Annotated in this window: 16 protein-coding genes; 3 read left to right on the forward strand and 13 right to left on the reverse strand. The window is 64.5% G+C overall.

What is annotated here, in order from left to right:
- The first annotated feature begins 49 nt into the window (after positions 1 to 49).
- Positions 50 to 622, forward strand: a complete 573-nt coding sequence (locus tag ASE26_RS16065) for an acyl-homoserine-lactone synthase (protein WP_055928600.1) — start codon at positions 50 to 52, stop codon at positions 620 to 622.
- On the opposite strand, the gene ASE26_RS16070 is transcribed toward ASE26_RS16065, so the two are convergent.
- The 5 genes from ASE26_RS16070 to ASE26_RS30670 all read right to left on the reverse strand — a co-directional run bounded on the left by ASE26_RS16070 (position 575) and on the right by ASE26_RS30670 (position 8,256).
- Positions 575 to 3,364 (reverse strand): pitrilysin family protein, encoded by a 2,790-nt coding sequence (locus ASE26_RS16070; RefSeq protein ID WP_057246548.1) that lies wholly within the window; start codon positions 3,362 to 3,364, stop codon positions 575 to 577. The genes ASE26_RS16065 and ASE26_RS16070 overlap by 48 nt on opposite strands.
- Positions 3,365 to 3,380: 16 nt before the next feature.
- On the reverse strand, positions 3,381 to 5,072 hold the full coding sequence (locus tag ASE26_RS16075; RefSeq protein ID WP_055928603.1) for an ABC transporter ATP-binding protein: 1,692 nt from the start codon (positions 5,070 to 5,072) through the stop codon (positions 3,381 to 3,383).
- Positions 5,073 to 5,122: 50 nt separating this feature from the next.
- Positions 5,123 to 7,813, reverse strand: a complete 2,691-nt coding sequence (lanKC, locus tag ASE26_RS16080; protein ID WP_057246545.1) for a class III lanthionine synthetase LanKC — start codon at positions 7,811 to 7,813, stop codon at positions 5,123 to 5,125.
- A gap of 78 nt (positions 7,814 to 7,891) precedes the next feature.
- On the reverse strand, positions 7,892 to 8,038 hold the full coding sequence (locus ASE26_RS30665; protein ID WP_156397942.1) for a hypothetical protein: 147 nt from the start codon (positions 8,036 to 8,038) through the stop codon (positions 7,892 to 7,894).
- 71 nt (positions 8,039 to 8,109) lie between these two features.
- Positions 8,110 to 8,256 carry a hypothetical protein gene (locus tag ASE26_RS30670; protein WP_156397943.1) on the reverse strand — a complete coding sequence of 49 codons (147 nt, stop codon included), beginning with the start codon at positions 8,254 to 8,256 and terminating at the stop codon, positions 8,110 to 8,112.
- A gap of 205 nt (positions 8,257 to 8,461) precedes the next feature.
- Here ASE26_RS30670 and ASE26_RS16085 point away from each other — a divergent pair, with 205 nt between their 5' ends.
- Together ASE26_RS16085 and ASE26_RS16090 are read left to right on the forward strand one after the other, a co-directional pair.
- A complete protein-coding gene (locus tag ASE26_RS16085) occupies positions 8,462 to 8,863 on the forward strand; it encodes a hypothetical protein (protein ID WP_055928609.1) in 402 nt (133 codons plus the stop codon).
- Positions 8,864 to 8,934: 71 nt separating this feature from the next.
- A complete protein-coding gene (locus ASE26_RS16090) occupies positions 8,935 to 9,636 on the forward strand; it encodes a hypothetical protein (protein ID WP_055928612.1) in 702 nt (233 codons plus the stop codon).
- Between the two features lie 185 nt (positions 9,637 to 9,821).
- Here ASE26_RS16090 and ASE26_RS16095 read toward each other — a convergent pair whose 3' ends face one another.
- Genes ASE26_RS16095 through gshB form a run of 8 tightly spaced genes read right to left on the reverse strand, consistent with a single transcriptional unit; the run spans position 9,822 to position 16,850 of the window.
- Positions 9,822 to 10,730: a pseudouridine synthase gene (locus tag ASE26_RS16095; RefSeq protein WP_055928615.1), complete on the reverse strand. Its 909-nt coding sequence runs from the start codon at positions 10,728 to 10,730 to the stop codon at positions 9,822 to 9,824.
- A 1-nt stretch (position 10,731) separates the two neighbouring features.
- Complete coding sequence (locus ASE26_RS16100) at positions 10,732 to 11,619, reverse strand: M48 family metallopeptidase (protein ID WP_055928618.1); 888 nt, start codon at positions 11,617 to 11,619, stop codon at positions 10,732 to 10,734.
- Between the two features lie 19 nt (positions 11,620 to 11,638).
- On the reverse strand, positions 11,639 to 12,250 hold the full coding sequence (gene metW, locus ASE26_RS16105) for a methionine biosynthesis protein MetW (RefSeq protein WP_055928621.1): 612 nt from the start codon (positions 12,248 to 12,250) through the stop codon (positions 11,639 to 11,641).
- Entirely contained in the window at positions 12,247 to 13,404 is a 1,158-nt protein-coding gene (locus ASE26_RS16110; RefSeq protein ID WP_082591385.1) for a homoserine O-acetyltransferase, read from the reverse strand. Before ASE26_RS16110 ends, metW begins: the two co-directional genes overlap by 4 nt.
- Positions 13,405 to 13,445: 41 nt before the next feature.
- Positions 13,446 to 15,194 carry a phosphoenolpyruvate--protein phosphotransferase gene (gene ptsP / locus ASE26_RS16115; protein ID WP_055928670.1) on the reverse strand — a complete coding sequence of 583 codons (1,749 nt, stop codon included), beginning with the start codon at positions 15,192 to 15,194 and terminating at the stop codon, positions 13,446 to 13,448.
- 18 nt (positions 15,195 to 15,212) lie between these two features.
- Complete coding sequence (locus tag ASE26_RS16120) at positions 15,213 to 15,482, reverse strand: HPr family phosphocarrier protein (protein WP_055928627.1); 270 nt, start codon at positions 15,480 to 15,482, stop codon at positions 15,213 to 15,215.
- A gap of 13 nt (positions 15,483 to 15,495) precedes the next feature.
- The gene (locus ASE26_RS16125) at positions 15,496 to 15,897 is read right to left on the reverse strand and encodes a PTS sugar transporter subunit IIA (RefSeq protein ID WP_055928630.1); all 402 of its coding nucleotides are present in this window, start codon (positions 15,895 to 15,897) and stop codon (positions 15,496 to 15,498) included.
- A 2-nt stretch (positions 15,898 to 15,899) separates the two neighbouring features.
- Positions 15,900 to 16,850: a glutathione synthase gene (gshB, locus tag ASE26_RS16130; protein ID WP_055928633.1), complete on the reverse strand. Its 951-nt coding sequence runs from the start codon at positions 16,848 to 16,850 to the stop codon at positions 15,900 to 15,902.
- Positions 16,851 to 16,871 lie beyond the last annotated feature (21 nt).

The raw sequence follows: 16,871 nt of genomic DNA on the forward strand, positions 1-16,871 counted from the left end.
TGCACGACGCATAAGAATCGTCCTGTCACTTCAACCACAGGAGCCAAAGATGCCGCTGCAAATCGAAATCGCCGCCCGCCGGGCCTTCCCCAAAGCGACCCTGGTTGCCATGCACCAGATGCGTGCCCGCGCTTTCCGCGAACGCCGCGGCTGGGATGTTTCGGTATTGGGGGGGATGGAGATCGATGGCTTTGACGCCATCGATCCGCACTACATGCTGTTGCGCGAAGAAGACGGCATGCTGTGCGGCTGCTGGCGCCTGCTGCCGACCGACGGCCCCTACATGCTCAAGGATGTATTTGCCCAATTGCTGGGCGGGCAGGCGGCGCCGAGCGATCCCCAGGTCTGGGAGCTGAGCCGTTTTGTGATGGAAGGCGAAGGCGCGGCCGGCTTCGGCTTTTCCAGCCACACGCTGCAGTCGATCCGCGAAGTGGTGGAGTTCGGCCAGCGCCACGGCATTGCGCAATACGTGACGGTGACCACCACCGCTGTCGAGCGCATGCTGCGCCAGGCCGGAGTGGCGGTGCGCCGCTTCGCCCCGCCGCACCAGGTCGGGGTGGAAACGGCAGTGGCTTTATGGGTGGACGTCGGCGCTTCCCTGCACGCGCTGCGCCAGCATTGAGGGACGGAAGTCGCCCGCCTTCACCAGCGCCAGCCCCGCCCCCGCCCCCGGCAGCCGCGCTGCCGCCTGGTTGACTTCGGCCACGGTGAGCGCGGCCACGCGCGCCTCCAGCGCCCGGTCGAACTCCATGGTGCGGCCCAGCGCCAGGTATTCCGACAGCATGCCGGCCAGGCCGGCGTCGGCATTGCGCGCCACCTGGCGCGCCTGGCCCCAGGCGCGCTTGGCTGCGTCCAGCTCGGCCTGCGTGAAGCCTTGCTGCGCGGCGCGCCCGAGTTCTTCCAGCAAGGCCGCCTCCACTTTTGCGCTGTTGTGCGGCGCACTCATGGCCGTTGCCAGCCACAGCCCGGCGCTGTCGCGGGCCGGCACCATCAATTGCGCATTGACCGCGTAGGACAGGCCGTCCTGCTGGCGGATACGGTCCGCCAGGCGGCTGCGCATGGCGCCGCCACCCAGCATGTAGTTGGCCATTAACAGGGCCGGGAACGCCGCATCGTCGTCGCGCATGGCCAGCGGGTAAGCCGCCAGCAGCACGCTGTTGGCCTTGTCCGGGGTCTCGACCTGGACCCGGGCGCCGGGCGCGGCCTGGTAGGCACGCGCCATCCGCACATAAGGCTGGGCCGCACGCCAGTTGCCGAACAGTGCCGCCAACCGGGCTTTCAGGTGCGCCGCGTCAAAGTCGCCCACCACGGCCACGCTCGCATCTTGCGCGCCATAGTGCTGCCGGTGGAAGTCGCGCACCTGTTGCAGCGTGACAGCCTGCTGCGCGGCCGCGCTGTCCGGCAAGGCCGGCACATGCAGCGGGTGGCCGGGCGGGAAGGGATTGAGCAGGCGCTGGACGGCATTGCCGGCCAGCGCCTGCGGCTCGCCCGCCGCCTGTTCCGTGCGCGCCACGCGCTCGCGCCGGTATTGCAGGAATTCCTGCTCCGGATAAGCCGGCTTCTGCAACTGCTCGGCCACCAGCTCCAGCACAGCCGGCAGCGCTTCGCGCACGGTTTGCACGGACACGGTGACGCTGTCGACACCGCCCTGGAAGCTGACACTGGCCTGCAGTGCGTCCAGCGCGTCGCGCAACTGCTGGCGCGACCTGGACTGGGTTCCCATGGCCAGCAGGGCTGCCGCCATCGGGCCCACTTCCGCCCTGTCCTGCAGGCTGGCCTGGCTGCCGAGGCGCAGTTTGAACACGGCATGCACCGCCCCGCCCTTGGTGGTCTTGGCAAGCAGGGCCGCCTGCATGCCGTTGGCCAGCGCCAGCCGTTCCAGCCGGCCCTCGATGGCGGCCGGGGTGGCCTCGAATGCCTCGCCCTGGCGCAACGCCGGGCGTCCATGGTAGTCCTGCAGCGCCGCCGCCAGTCCGGTATCGGTGGGCACCGTCACCCGGTCTGCCTGCTCGGTGGGAATGAAGCGCCCCAGCGTCCGGTTGCTCGGCTTGAAGTATTTTTCCGCCACCGCCTGCACGGCCGCGGCATCGACCTTGGCAATACGCTCGCGCTGCAGGAAGAACAGGCGCCAGTCGCCGGCCGCCACGGCATCGGTCAGGGCCAGCGAGAGGCGCGTCGTATCGTTGGCAGCCTGCTCGAAGCTCTTCAGCAATTGCTGGCGCGCACGCGCCACTTCAGCCTCGGTCACTGGTTGCGCGCGCATGCCCTCCAGCACGCGCAGCAAGGCATCCTGGGCCGGCTCGAGCGCGGCATCCTTGCCCACCACGGCGCCCAATTGCAGGAAGCCGGGCTCGCGCGTTGCGCTGTCCACTACCTGCAGCTTGCTGGCCAGGCCGGTGGCCACCAGGCCCTGGTGCAGGCGCCCGCCCGGCGCATCGCTCAGGATGCGCAGCAGGATTTCCAGCGCGGCGCCGTCGCTGTGGGCGGCCGGCGCGACATGGTAGCCGGCGCTGACCAGCTGCACGCCGCCGCTGCGCCGCACCGTCACGCTGCGTTCGCCGTCCTGCACCGGTTCCACCGTGTAGGTGGGCGCCAGGACGCGCGCCGGGCGCGGCAGCGCGCCGAACGCCTGCTGCACCTGGCGCAGCGCCGCCTGTTCCTCGAACTGCCCGGCCACCACCAGCACCGCATTGTCCGGCTGGTAATAGCGCTGGTAAAAGGCGCGCAGGCGCTCCACCTCGACCTGTTCGATGTCCGAGCGCGTGCCGATGGCCGCCTTGCCGTAGTTGTGCCAGTCGTAGGCCACGGCCCGCACCCGCTCGCCCGTCACGCGCAGCGGGTCGCTTTCCGCCATTTCGAACTCGTTGCGCACCACCGTCATTTCGCCCTTGCCGGTGGCCGGATTCCACAGGTCGTCGCGGGCCAGGGCGGCGCCGCGCATGCGGTCCGCCTCCAGCTCCAGCATGCGCGCCAGGTTGCCGGCACTGGCCGGGAAGGTGGCGTGGTAGCTGGTGCGGTCGTACCAGGTGCTGCCATTGAAGCGGGCGCCGATACTGTTCAACAATTCCAGCGGCGTGGGCGCACCGTCCTTGCCGCTGAACTTCTGCGACGGCCGGAACAGCAAGTGTTCCAGCAAGTGGGCCATGCCGGTTTCGCCGTAGTTTTCATGGCGCGAACCAACCTGGTAGACGATATTGGTGGTCACGGTCGGCCTCGACTGGTCGGGCGCCAGCAGCACGCGCAGGCCGTTCTCAAGGCGGTATTCGGTAATGCCTTCCAGCGTGGCGCCGCGCTGCACGCCGTCCGCGGCGCCGGCTGGCGCCTGCAGGCAGGCAGCCAGGGCGATGATGGTCATCAGTTTCATGCGCATCCTTTCCGTTTCAAGCCGCTTCCCGCTGCGCCGCCACCGCTTCCAGGTGGACCACGGCGTCGGCGCGCTCGACGGTGCTCATGCGGTGCGCCACCACCAGCGTGGTGCGGTTGGCCGTCAGGCGTTCCAGCGCCGCATGGATCAGGGCGTCGGTCTCGCCGTCGACGGCGGACGTGGCCTCGTCCAGGATCAGGATCGGCGCGTCGCGCAGCAGGGCGCGGGCAATGGCGATGCGCTGCCGCTGGCCTCCGCTGAGCTGCACACCGCGTTCGCCGACCGCCGTCTCGTAGCCATCCTTGAGCCCGACGATAAACTCGTGGGCATTGGCATCGCGCGCGGCCTGCGTCACTTCGGCATCGGTAGCGTCGGGCCGGCCGTAGCGGATGTTTTCGCGTACCGAGCTGGAGAACAGGAACACGTCTTGCGAGACCATCGAAATTGCCGAGCGCAGCGAGGCCAGCGCGTATTCATTGATGTCGATGCCGTTGATGTAGATGGTGCCCGACGCCGGTGCGTAGTAGCGCGGCAGCAGCCCCAGCAGCGAAGACTTGCCAATGCCGCTGCGGCCGTGGATCGCCACCGTCTGTCCCGGCAGCGCGCGGAAGCTGACCTTTTCCAGCACCGGGATGGTGTCGTGGTAGCGGAAACTGACGTCCTTGAATTCAATGGTTGCGCGGCGCGCGGTGAATGGCAGGCCCTGCCCGGGATCGGCCACCTCGGCCGGCTCGTCCAGCAATTCGAAGACCCTAGCCGAGGCGCCCAGCGACTGGTTGATGGTGGAATACTGCTGCGCCAGCACGGTGATGCTCTGGTTCACACTTTGCGAATACAGGAAGAAAGCGACCAGCGAGCCGACTGTCATGCGGCTGGCCAGCACCTCGGTCGCGCCATACCAGAACAGGACGATGGTCGATACCACCGTGAGCAGGGTCACGATGGCCATATAGCTGGCGTCGGCGCGCCGGCCCTTGCCGGCCATCGCCAGGTGGCCGTCCATCAGGTCGGCAAAGCGCGCCACGTCGCGCCCGTCGGCGCCGAAAATGCGCACGACGTGCGTGCCGGACACGGTTTCCTGGGCGTACGCCACGGCACCCGACAGCGACGCCTTGATCTGTGCCGAAACCTGGCGGAAATACGGACCGTACAGGTTGGCCACCAGCGTGGTGGCCGGGCACAAGGCCAGCACCACCAGGCCCAGGCGCCAGTTCATACACAGCATCACCACGCTGGCGCCCACCAGCTGGGCGACATTGATGGTGCCGTTGACCGTCAGGTTGGTGACCACATTGCGGATTTCCGGCGCATCGCTGTACAGGCGCGAGGTGAATTCGCCGATGCGGTTGCGGTGGTGGTAGGCGATCGGCAGCTGCTGGTAATGGCGCAGCAAGGCAACCCGGATGTCGTTGGTGATCTTGTCGCCTGTGAGCTGGAGCAGGTACTGGCCCCAGAACGCCAGGCCGGCACGCAGCACGAACACCGCGACCAGCAGGACCGACAGCACGTGCAGGCCGGAGTGGTCGTTGGCCGCCATCAGCTGGTCGAACAGGTGCCGGATGCCCAGCGGCAAGGTGAGCTGGATGGCGCCCGCCAGCAGGATGAGCAGCAGGCTCAGCAGGATGCGCCCGGCAAAGCGGCGGCCGAATGGCAGCATCTGTTTCAGGGTAGCCATCACGCCCGGCGGCGCTGAAGTGTTGATATCCATGGTTGTCTTCCGGAAGCTGGCAGGCCGCCCGGCGGCCCGCGGTTAAAGGATTAACGGTCGAGCGTAGGCCAGCCGGGCAGCAGGCTGTCCACCATCAGCGCCGGGCCGCAGCGCGTCAGGTGGCGGTGCAGTACCAGGGCGGTACCGGCGCTGCCGGTGCCGAAGTCGCAACTGATCCGGCCCAGCGATTCGCCCGGGAAGGCCGTGCCGGCCTCTTCCTCCAGCGCGTACAGCATGACGCCGGAGAACAGGCGCGCCACGCTGCGCTCGGCTTGCTCGCGCCAGCGCTCGAAGCGGGTCAAGTCCAGGAACAGCTCGGCAATGCCGGCCAGGCCGAAGAAGTAGCCGGGATAGATCGCATACTTGCGGTCGGCATCGATGATGGCGCGGTCGATGGTGGCGGCATATTCCTCCTTGCCGGTGACGTGCCAGTAACGCAGCAAGGTCCGCGCAATGCCCGAGCTGCCCCAGCGCCAGTACGGCGTCAGCGAAGGCGTGCTGTCGCGCGCCAGCCAGCTCAAGCCGCCGTCCTCGTTGGCAACGCCGCCAGCCATGACCCATGCCAGCGCTTCCTCGCCGGCCAGCAGGAAATCCTGGCGCCCGGTCGCCAGGTGCAGGTAGAGCAGGAAGGCGCTGATGCCGGCCGCGCCATGGGCGTAGCTGGCCGACAGGCCCAATGGGGTGCGCCAGGCGCACTGGCCGGGCGCCATGGTTTCGCGGCTTTGCAGCAGCTGCTCGCCGGCGCCCACTGCCGCCGCCAGGTACTGCTCTTCGCGGAAATGCTGGAAGAAGCGCAGCTGCGTCATGCCCCAGCCGGCGGCGCCGTGGTAGACGTCGGCGCTCTGCTTGAGATAAGGATGGTCCTGCGCCAGCGCCAGCGTGCTGCGCGCCCGTTCTTCTTCGCCCAGCTCCAGCCAGAACCAGGCAATGCCGCTCAGGCCGCTGTACAGACCGGGCGAATAGGCATCGCGCTTGAGCGGGATGCGTTTAATCCAGGCCAGCACCTCCGGCGCCACGCTGCCGCGCACGCGCTGCTGCACCAGGGCGACGCCGCAGGCGCCGTGCGCCAGGCTGAGCGGATTGGTGGAGAACACTTCAGGGTCGGCCGGGAACAAGCGGTCGTAGCGCGCGAAGTCGGCAGTCGAATCGATATAGTCCATCATGCGCTGCAGCATCGCAATGCCGCCTGTGGTGGTGAAGGCATCGCTGCGGATCTGCGGCGCAGGCAGGCGGTACGGTTCGGCCAGCGCCAGCGCTACCTCTTCCAGTGCGGGGCGCAGCTCGCGCGGCGACATCAGTCCTTCGATCACCTGGCGCAGGCGCGCGGGCAAGCCGAAGTCGGCGCTCATGGCGTCGAGGAAGCGCTGATGCGCCTTGCGGTCGAGGGTCAGCAGCATATTCATGGGGAACAGGCCGGCCATCATCAGCGCCCCCAGCGCATACAGGTCGTCATCCATCGACGTGACGCCGCGCGCACCGAATTCATCGGGCGAGAAGCCGGGCGTAAACAAGTGGGCGGCCAGGTCGACCTGGGCTTCGTGGGCGCCCTCGAAGTCGATCAGGCGCACCTTGATGGCGTCGCTGTCCGGCTCCCTCGTGACCATCACATTGGCCATCGACAGGTCACCGAACACGATGTGGCGGCGGTGCAGTTCCTGCAGGATCGCAGTCAGCTGGCCGAACACTTCGCAAAACCGCGTGAAGAACTTCTGCGCGGCATCCGGCTCGGGCCGGGTGCGCAGGCTCAGCGACACCGAACCCATATAGCTGCGGAAATCGCGCGCTCCATCGAGATAGGTTTCGACCAGGTAGGCGTGCTCCCAGTCAAAGAAGAAGTCCACCGTCTGCGGCGCGATATCGAGTCCGTCCAGGCAGCTCAGGACGCGATGTTCCTTTTTCAGCAGTTGCACCGCGTCCAGGCCGCGCGTCGAGACATTGGTGAAGGGACGCGCTTCCTTGATGACAACGCGCTGGCCACTGTCGCGGTCAGTCGCCAGGTAGACGCCGCCCGAGTTGCTGAAGGCCAGCACGGATTCGATCTTGTAGCGGCCCTGTTTCAGCGTGCCGTCTTCGCCGTCATCCTGCAGCTGCTGCTCCGGCTGGAACGGATCGACCACCCCGGCCGGCAGGTTGAAGAACGGCGTGCGTTCGTCCTGTACGTAGTTGCCGTCCTGGTCGAGGATGACGTGGGTCTTGCTGCCGTCGGTGCCGATACGGCGCGTGCTGCGCAAGCCGCCGTAGCGGTAGTACACCACCTTGCTTTCCTTGTAGCGGCGGTCGGACAGGATGTAGGGGCCATGGAAGCCGATCGTGGCCTGGTGCAGCGCTTCCAGCAGGCGCTCGCACTGCTCGGCATCTTTCGGGTAGATGGCCATGAATTTGCCTGCGGCGCCGCGCGACCAGCGCTTGCCCAGCGACAGGCTCAGCAGCATTTTGTCCGCCACGAACTTGAACGGCACGTTTTCCTTGATCAGGATGGCGGCGGCGGTATTCAGGATGGCGGGGGCATGCGCCGGCGTGGCCGACAGGTGGATTTTCCAACCCTGGTCAGGATACTGGTATTGCGGCGGCATGCAGTGCATCCACAGCTCGTGGCGCTGCATCACCCAGTCTTGCGGCAGGCGGCGTTTCAGGCCGACGCAGAAATCGTCGTGCTGGGCCTGGTAGCGAGTCAGCGTTTCATAGTATTTCTTGTCCGCCAGCGAATAAATGAATTTGTCCTTGATTACGAATTCTGACATGGTGTGCCTACCGAGCTGTAGATGATTGGGAAGGGGGAGACTGCGGCGGCGCCAGCGTGCCGCTGTGCCGGGCGGCGCCTAGAGTGCGATGAATTCTTCGCCCATGAAGCAAGCGCATTCGCTTGGGGTCGAGCAGGCGCAGCACGCATTGCTACTGGTGCTGCTGGTTTCTTCGTCGAGGCCGAACCTGAGCGACAGGCCCTGGAGATTCAGGATGCGGGACATGGTTCTCTCCTGGAGTGCGCAGGCAGCGGCGCATTGGCCGCGCCGCTGCCTGCTGGTGGCTTGAAGCTGCCTTAGATGGCAACCACTTCGTCGCCCATGAAGCAAAGGGCGGCGCTGGCGGTCGAGCAGGCGCAGCCGTTGCCGCTGGAGGTGCTGTTAGCTTCTTCGTCGACTGGACGGTAGGAGGTCATGGCTTGCAGGTTCAGGATACGGGTCATCTTATTTCTCCAAAAAGTTAGTGTGGTTTGTTTTGCTGCCGTCGCTACGTTGTGTGTGTCGACGAAATGAAGTGTATGGAAGTACCGCACTGCGGATAACTAGCAGGAATATGGGGTTGACAGCGGGACCGCAGGGCAGGTAGACGCGCGGACGCGCGCCAGTCCCTTACAATGGCGTATTCCCTGCATAACCACGGCAAACAACATGAAAAACGTACTGGTCCTCTTCCTGCTGACCATCAAGAGCAGCTTTATCAACGACGAAGAGTCGGAAGCCACCGACGAGCAATTCGACACCATCCAGTTCGTGCAGACCGACAAAGGCACCTGGCGCTTCAAGACTTTCGCCGAAGACGAGGATGTGCACCTGTGGAGCATCGAAGCCGACGGCGACCTGGTCGAGCTGGCGATCGAAACCACCAACCGCCATTACGGCGACGTGATAGACGAAGCCTTCATCATCGAGAGCGATGACGGCGTGGAAGGCCTGCGCCGCGAACTGAAAAAGCAGGGCTTGAGCGACAACCTGCAAATCTCGCCGAAAGGCCCGCTGTTCTGGGCCCCGCCAGGCTCCAGCTACAGCCCCAAGTCGGCGCCGGCGCACTGACGCAATTAAAATCGCCCACATACGCCTTAGTTGTTTAAAATGCCAAACCGTAAACAACTATTGCGCTGGCCATGAACCAAGTCCTGACCCCGTCAAACGAAGAAAACAGCGGCATCGACAAAATCGCCCTCGCCAAGCAACTGGCAGGCGACATCACCCGCGGTGCCGGTGCCGGCATCGTACGCACCGTGCTGGCAGTGATTGCAGCGCTGGTCGTCAATGCGCTGGGCGTTACGCTGTTGTTCCGCAGCGAACTCGGTGGCGGCCACGGCTCGGCCATGATCTATGCTGCCTTTGTCGCCGCTCCCTTCATGCTCGCCGTCGTCCTGACCGGCATGACGGCCTATAAGATTGGCCTGCAGGGCATCCTGGCGCGCATTGTGGAAAGCCAGTCGGGCCTGATCGCCAAGCTGGGCGCAGGCATCCTGGAAACCTTCCTGCGCAGCGTCAATTACGAACCAGGCCGCCCGCTGTCGGAAAAATTCCTCGGCGGCTGGCGCAGCTTCCTGAACCTGCAATCCGGCCTGCCAAAACCATTGCCATGGCTGCTCGCCAGCCTGACCTCGCGCATCCCGCTGGCGGAAACCATTACCGAAGTCGCCACCACCGGCATGACGCTGCGCGAAGTGTCCCATGCGGCGATGACGCGCGTGATATCGGAAGGCGCCGCCGGAGGCCTGCGCCCTTCCAACCAGGCCTTGTTCATCGCCCTCGCAATCCAGTTCGGCATGTGGTTCCCTATCGGACTGCTGGTCCGCTACATGTTCGGCTAAAACCTTCATGCAAAAACTGGCAGGCGTGGCCCTCCTGTTCGCCGGCATTGCCCATGCCGGCGACGTACTGCCGATCCACGGCGCCTGGACCGGCAGCCCAATTCCTGGAATGAGGAAGTCAAGGGTATTGAGATCAGCTATGCCAAGCTAGCGCCCTTCCTGTCGCAGGAAGGCAAGGAATTGGCTCAAAGCGTGCGCCGGCTCTCGAAATAGCGCCATTCGCCCGTCAACGGATCGGGGAAGCCGATGGCCTTGGCCAGCAGCTTGAGCGGCGACGACACGTCGTCCTGTTTGCACGGCAGGGCGACCGGGTAAAACACATCATTGACGATCGGGATGCCGAGCGACGACAGGTGCACGCGCAACTGGTGCTGGCGGCCGGTGTGCGGCCAAAGGCGGTACAGCACGTGCGCACCGCGCTGTTCGATCACGTCGATCATGGTTTCCGAATTCGGCTCGCCCGGCTCTTCCTTCATGGTGAAGAACTTGTCGCCCTCCACCATGCGGCTGCGGTACACGAAAGGAAATTCGCGGCCCGGCAACGGAGCGGCCAGCGCCTCATACTCCTTCTGCACCAGGCGCTTCTGGAACAGCGACTGGTAGTCGCCGCGACTTTCGGCATTGCAGGAGAAGATCACCAGCCCCGCCGTCTCGCGGTCGAGTCGATGGATCGGCACCAGGTCTTCCATGCCCAGCTTGCGCCGCACGCGCACCAGCAAAGTCTCTTTGACAAAGCGGCCGGACGGAATGGTCGGCAGGAAGTGCGGCTTGTCGACCACGACGATATGCTCGTCCTGGTGCAGCACTTCTTCTTCAAACGGAATCGGGAACTCGTGCTCCAGCTCGCGGTAGTACCAGATGCGGGCGCCGCGCACAAAACGCGACTCCGGTTGCACCGGTACGCCCATGCCGTCCACCACGTCGCCGCGCGCCATGCGCTCACGCCATTGGGCTTCCGGCACGGCAGGATAGTTGGCGGACATGAAGGTGATCATGTCCGGCCAGTCGCCCTCCGGCAGCCAAAGGTAGCTGGGCGTCACGCCATCGCGCATTGGCAATGGCGGCGCGCCCGAGGCGTGCTTCGGGCGCGACATCTCAGGACTTCGGCAGGGGCGAAGTCTGGTAAGGCGGCAGCTTGTTCACGTCGAGGCCGCGCTGGCGGGCATAGACCGGCAACACCAGCGGCATCTGCTTCTGCATATCCTGGATACGGGAATTGCCGCTTGGGTGGGTCGACAGGAACTCCATCGGCTGCCGCGCATTGACGGCGCCCATCTTCTGCCACAGCGCGACCCCGGCGCGCGGATCGAAGCCGGCGCGCGCGGCCAGGTCGATGCCGACCAGGTCGGATTCGGTTTCATCGCCGCGCGAGAATTTCATCACGGTCAACTGGCCGGCCACATTGGCGCCGGCATCGGTAATGCGCGGGTCGATGCCGAGGTAGGACGACAGCACGGCGCCACCCAGTTTGCTGGCCAGCGACACGGCGGTCGACTGCACGGCGCGCTTGCGGGCGTGTTCGCGCAGGGCGTGGGCAATTTCGTGGCCCATCACCATGGCGACTTCATCGTCGGTCAGGTTCAGCTTCGCCAGGATGCCGGTATAGAAAGCAATGCGGCCGCCCGGCATGCAGAAAGCATTGACCTGGTCGGAGTTGAGCAGGTTGACTTCCCATTGCCAGTTGGCAGCGGCGGGGTTCCAGCGCTGGGCGTTGGGCACGATGCGGGCCGCAATGGCGCGCAGGCGCTTGACCTGCGGGTCGGACTCTGGCACCAGCGCTTCTTTCTGCTTGGCTTCATTCAGCAGTTGGGCGTATTGCAGCTTGGACTGCTGGTCCATTTCCTGCTCATCGGCAAAGACGCGCAGGCGCGAAAGCTTGGTGACAGGGATGCCGTCAGCTTTGGGATTCATCGGCGCCTGCTGGGCCGACGCGGCGCCGGCGGCCAGCGCCAGCGCAATAAGGGTGAGCTTGAACTTCTTCATGGCTTTAAGATAACACAGCTTAACTGGATTGCTTTTTCCGCAAACGGAACACGGCCAGATCGCCGCGCAGGTTAGGCAGTAGCGAGACCGTCTTGCCCTCGGCCAGCGCCACGCATTCGATCACTTCCAGCCCCACCTCCTCCGCCAGTTCCTGGAAGTCGTAGATGGTGGCGCAGCGCACGTTCGGCGTGTCGTGCCATTGGTATGGCAGCGACTTGGAAACCGGCATGCGCCCTTGCAGCAACGCCACGCGGTGCGGCCAGTAGGCGAAATTGGGGAAGGACACGATGGCTTCACGGCCCACGCGCACGATGTCGCGCAGCAGGACTTCCACATGCTTCATCATCTGCAGCGAGGACAGGCACAACACCGTGTCGAAGGAGTTGTCGCCGAAGATACCCAGGCCGTTCTCGAAGTCCTGCTGGATCACGCGCACGCCGCGCCGGGTCGAGGCCAGCACCTGTTCGTCCGCCAGCTCCAGGCCGTAGCCGGTGCAGCGCTTGCCGCTCTGCAGGTAATCCATCATCACGCCGTCGCCGCAACCCACGTCGAGCACATGGGCGCCTTCGCGCACCCAGTGTGCAATGAAGGCCAGGTCGGGACGGGCGCTGCTCAGGTCATCGAAAGTCATGCTGCTTGTTCCTTGTTCGTTTCTTTCCACACTTGCTCGTAGTAGGCGCGCACCATGTTCATATAGCGCGCATCTTCCAGCAGGAAGGCGTCGTGGCCGTGCGGTGCGTCGATTTCGGCGTAAGTCACCTCGCGCCGGTTGGCCAGCAAGGCCTGCACGATCTCGCGGCTGCGCTCCGGCGAGAAGCGCCAGTCCGTAGTGAAGGATGCGAGGAAGAACCTGGCCTTGGTACCGGCCAGGGCCTTGGTCAGGTCGCCGTCGAACTTGCGCGCCGGGTCGAAGTAGTCGAGCGCCTTGGTGATCAGCAGGTAGGTGTTGGCGTCGAAATATTCCGCAAACTTGTCGCCCTGGTAGCGCAGGTAGGATTCGATCTCGAAGTCGATGCCGAAGCCGAATTTGTAGTCGCCGCCGCTGGCTGCAATATCGCGCAGCTTGCGGCCGAATTTCTCGGCCATGTCGTCGTCCGACAGGTAGGTGATATGGCCGATCATGCGCGCCACTTTCAGGCCGTTCTTCGGCACCACGCTGTGTTCGTAGAAATCGCCGCCATGATAGTCCGGGTCGGACAGGATGGCCTGGCGCGCCACGTCGTTGAAGGCGATGTTCTGCGCCGACAGTTTCGGCGTGGAGGCGATCACCAGGCAGTGGCGCAGGCGTTCGGGGTGCATGATGGACCAGGCCAGGGCCTGCATGCCGCCCAGCGAGCCGCCCATCACCGCGGCGAACTGCCGGATGCCCAGCTGGTCAGCCAGGCGCGCCTGTGCCGCCACCCAGTCTTCCACCGTCACCACCGGGAATGCGGCACCGTATTGCTTGCCGGTTTCCGGATTGATGTGCATCGGGCCGGTCGAACCGAAGCAGGAGCCCAGGTTGTTGACGCCGATGACGAAGAACTTGTCGGTATCGAGTGCCTTGCCCGGACCGACCATATTGTCCCACCAGCCCACGTTCTTCGGATTGTCGGCGTAGTAACCGGCCACGTGGTGCGAAGCGTTCAGCGCGTGGCACACCAGAACCGCGTTCGATTTGTCCGCATTCAGCGTGCCATAGGTCTCGTACATCAGCATGTAGTCGCGCAGGGACGCTCCGCTCTGCAGCTGAAGGGGTTCCGCAAAATGCATTGTCTGCGGCGAGACGATTCCAATCGAAGGCATGTGAATCCGGCTGTAGTTAAGTGTTGATGCGAGAGTTGGTGTTACAGGGCTTGCAGGGCGTTGACTGCGTCGGCAATCGTTTCAGGGTCCATGCCGCGCATGATCTTGCGCATCTGCGGCGCAATCAGTCCCAGGTCGCTGTTCAGGATTTCCTGCTTGACCGACAGCAGCTGCGACGGGTGCATCGAGAATTCGCGCAAGCCCATGCCCAGCAGCAGGCGCGTCATCTTGGCGTCGCCCGCCATCTCGCCGCACACAGCGACCTCGATGCCGGCTTTGTGGCCGGCGGCAATGGTCATCGCAATCAGTTGCAAGATGGCCGGATGCAGCGGATCGTACAGGTGCGCCACTTCGTAATCGACGCGGTCGATCGCCAGGGTGTACTGGATCAGGTCATTGGTGCCGATCGACAGGAAGTCCATCTTTTTGACGAACATCGGCAGCGCCAGGGCGGCAGCCGGAATTTCGATCATGGCGCCCACCGGCACGTCCGGGTCGTACTTCTCGCCCCTGTCGTCAAGCTGCGCCTTGGCGCGCTTGATCATGGCCAGCGACTGGTCGATCTCGAAGGCATGCGCCATCATCGGAATCAGGATGCGCACCTTGCCGTGCACCGAGGCGCGCAGGACGGCGCGCAACTGGGTCAGGAAGATCTGCGGCTCCGCCAGGCAATAGCGGATGGCGCGCAAGCCCAATGCCGGATTGAGCGCAGTGTGCTCCATCTGGTCCAGTGGCTTGTCGGCGCCGATATCCAGCGTGCGGATGGTGACCGGGCGGCCCTTCATGGCCTGCACGGCTTTGGTGTACTGCTCGTATTGTTCGTCCTCGGACGGCATCTCGCCATCGCGGCCCATGAACAGGAATTCGGAGCGGAACAGGCCGACGCCGTTGGCGCCCGACTCCATCGCGTGCCCGCAATCTTCCGGCAGCTCGATGTTCGCCATCAGGGCGATCGGCGTGCCGTCCCTGGTGACGGCCGGGGTCTTTTTCAGCTTGCCCAGCTTTTTGCGCGCGCGCATCGCAGCCAGCTGGCGCTCGCGGTACTGCTCCAGCACTTGCGCGCTCGGGGTGACGATCACCACGCCGGCATCGCCGTCGATGATCACCCAGTCGTCCTGCTGGATCAGGGTGGAAGCCTGCGACATGCCCACCGCTGCCGGAATGTCGAGCGAACGCGCAACGATGGCGGTGTGCGAATTCTGGCCGCCCACGTCGGTCACGAAGCCGATAAAGGAACGATCGCGGAACTTCAGCATATCGGCCGGCGAGATATCGTGTGCCACCACGATCATCTGGGCCAGGAACTCGTCGCCTTCCAGTTCGGCCTGTTTCGGCAGCAGCGGCTCGCTGCCCATCAGGACTTTCAGCACCCGTTCCGCCACTTGCTGGATATCGGCCTTGCGCTCGCGCAGGTAGGGGTCTTCGATTTCGTCGAACTGCGCCGACAGCTCGTCGATCTGGGTCAGCAGCGCCCACTCGGCGTTGTAATGGCGGCTGCGGATGATATCCAGCGGCGCCTCGGAAATCATCGGGTCCGACAGGATCAGCGCATGCACGTCGATGAAGGCGCCCAGCTCCGTCGGGGCATCTTTCGGCAATTCATTCCACAGCGTTTGCAGCTCGCGGTGCACGGCAGCCAGCGCCTGCTGCAGGCGCTTCACTTCCGCTTCCACGTGCTCCTCGGAGATCAGGTAGTGCTTTACGTCGAGCGCCGCCGGCGCAAGGATGTGCGCGCGGCCGATCGCGATGCCACGCGAAACCGGAATTCCGTGAAGGGAGAACGATGCCATCGGGCTGCCGTCCCGCATTTACTCGCCTTCGCCGAACTTGTCGTTGACCAGTGCGGCCAGGGCGTTGATGCAATCCTGTTCATCGGCGCCGTCCGCTTCCAGCAGGACTTTGGCGCCCTTGCCAGCAGCCAGCATCATCACGCCCATGATGGACTTGGCGTTGATGCGGCGACCGTTACGCGACAGCCAGACATCGCTTTGGAACTTGGCTGCCAGTTGGGTGAATTTTGCAGAAGCACGTGCATGCAATCCGAGCTTGTTGATAATTTCAAGTTCTTGCTGAATCATGTTTTAGTTTTGTTTAGTTGACTCGGATACGATTATCGACCTTGACCGCGCCATTCTGGGCACCGGCCAGGGCCATTTCCACTACGACGTCCAGCGTATCGGTACGGTAGGTGATGGCGCGCAGCAGCATGGGAAGGCTGATGCCCGCGACCACTTCGACCTGGCCCGCATCGGCCAGCTTGTTACAGCAATTGGCGGGCGTGCCGCCCTTGATATCGGTCATGACCAGCACCCCGGCACCGGTATCGAGGCGCTGGATGGCCTCACGTGCCAACTGCTGCACTTCATTCAGGTCCTGGTCTGCCAGCACGTCGATCGCCTCCAGTTTTTCCACCGGGGCCCGGAACACATGCGCTGCGGCGGCCAGGAAAGCCTGGCCCAGCGGCGCGTGTGTCATCAATAAAATCCCTACCATGTTTATCCTTGCTTGCCTGCCCGGGCTTCCACCGCATCGATGAACATGGATGCGACCTGGAAGCCAGTCTGCTGCGTGATCTCCTGGAAGCAGGTCGGGCTGGTGACGTTCACCTCGGTGAGGTAATCGCCGATCACGTCTAATCCTACCAGCAACAGGCCGCGCGCAGCCAATTCCGGACCCAGGGCCTCGGCGATTTCGCGGTCGCGCTGCGACAGCGGCTGGGCCACGCCGGTACCGCCGGCAGCCAAGTTGCCGCGCACTTCGCCCGCTTGCGGGATACGCGCCAGGCAGAAAGGCACCGGTTTGCCGTCGATCAGCAGGATGCGCTTGTCGCCCTTGACGATGTCGGGGATGTAGCGCTGCGCCATGATGGTGCGGGTGCCGAGCTGGGTCAGGGTCTCGATGATGGAGCCCAGGTTCAGGCCATCGGCTTTCACGCGGAAGATGCCGGCGCCGCCCATGCCGTCCAGCGGCTTCAGGATCACGTCGCCGTGTTCGGCCTGGAAGTCGCGCAGGCGGGTCTCGTCGCTGGTGACCAGGGTCGGCGCGGTGAATTGCGAAAACTGGGCGATCGACAGCTTTTCATTGTGGTCGCGGATGGCCGAAGGCTTGTTGAAGACTTGCGCGCCCTGTTTCTCCGCCAGCTGCAGCAGGTAGGTGCCGTAGACGTATTCCATGTCGAACGGCGGATCCTTGCGCTGGATTACCGCGTCAAAGGCAGCCAGGCCGGTGTCTTCCGACGGTGCTGCCTTGTACCATTCGTGGGCATCGCCGGTCAGCTCGATGCGCGAGACGTGGGCCGTGACCTTGCCTTCCTTGAGCGCCATGTGGCGCTGCTGGAAGGCGTACACCTCATGCCCCCGGCGCGCCGCCTCGGCCATCATGGCGAAGGTGGAGTCCTTGTAGATCTTGAAGCTGGACAGCGGGTCGGCGAGGAAGGCGATTTTCATGGATTAGTCCAAAAATGTAAC

Origin of the sequence: Duganella sp. Root198D2 (assembly GCF_001428585.1) — a bacterium.
Taxonomy (GTDB): domain Bacteria; phylum Pseudomonadota; class Gammaproteobacteria; order Burkholderiales; family Burkholderiaceae_D; genus Rugamonas.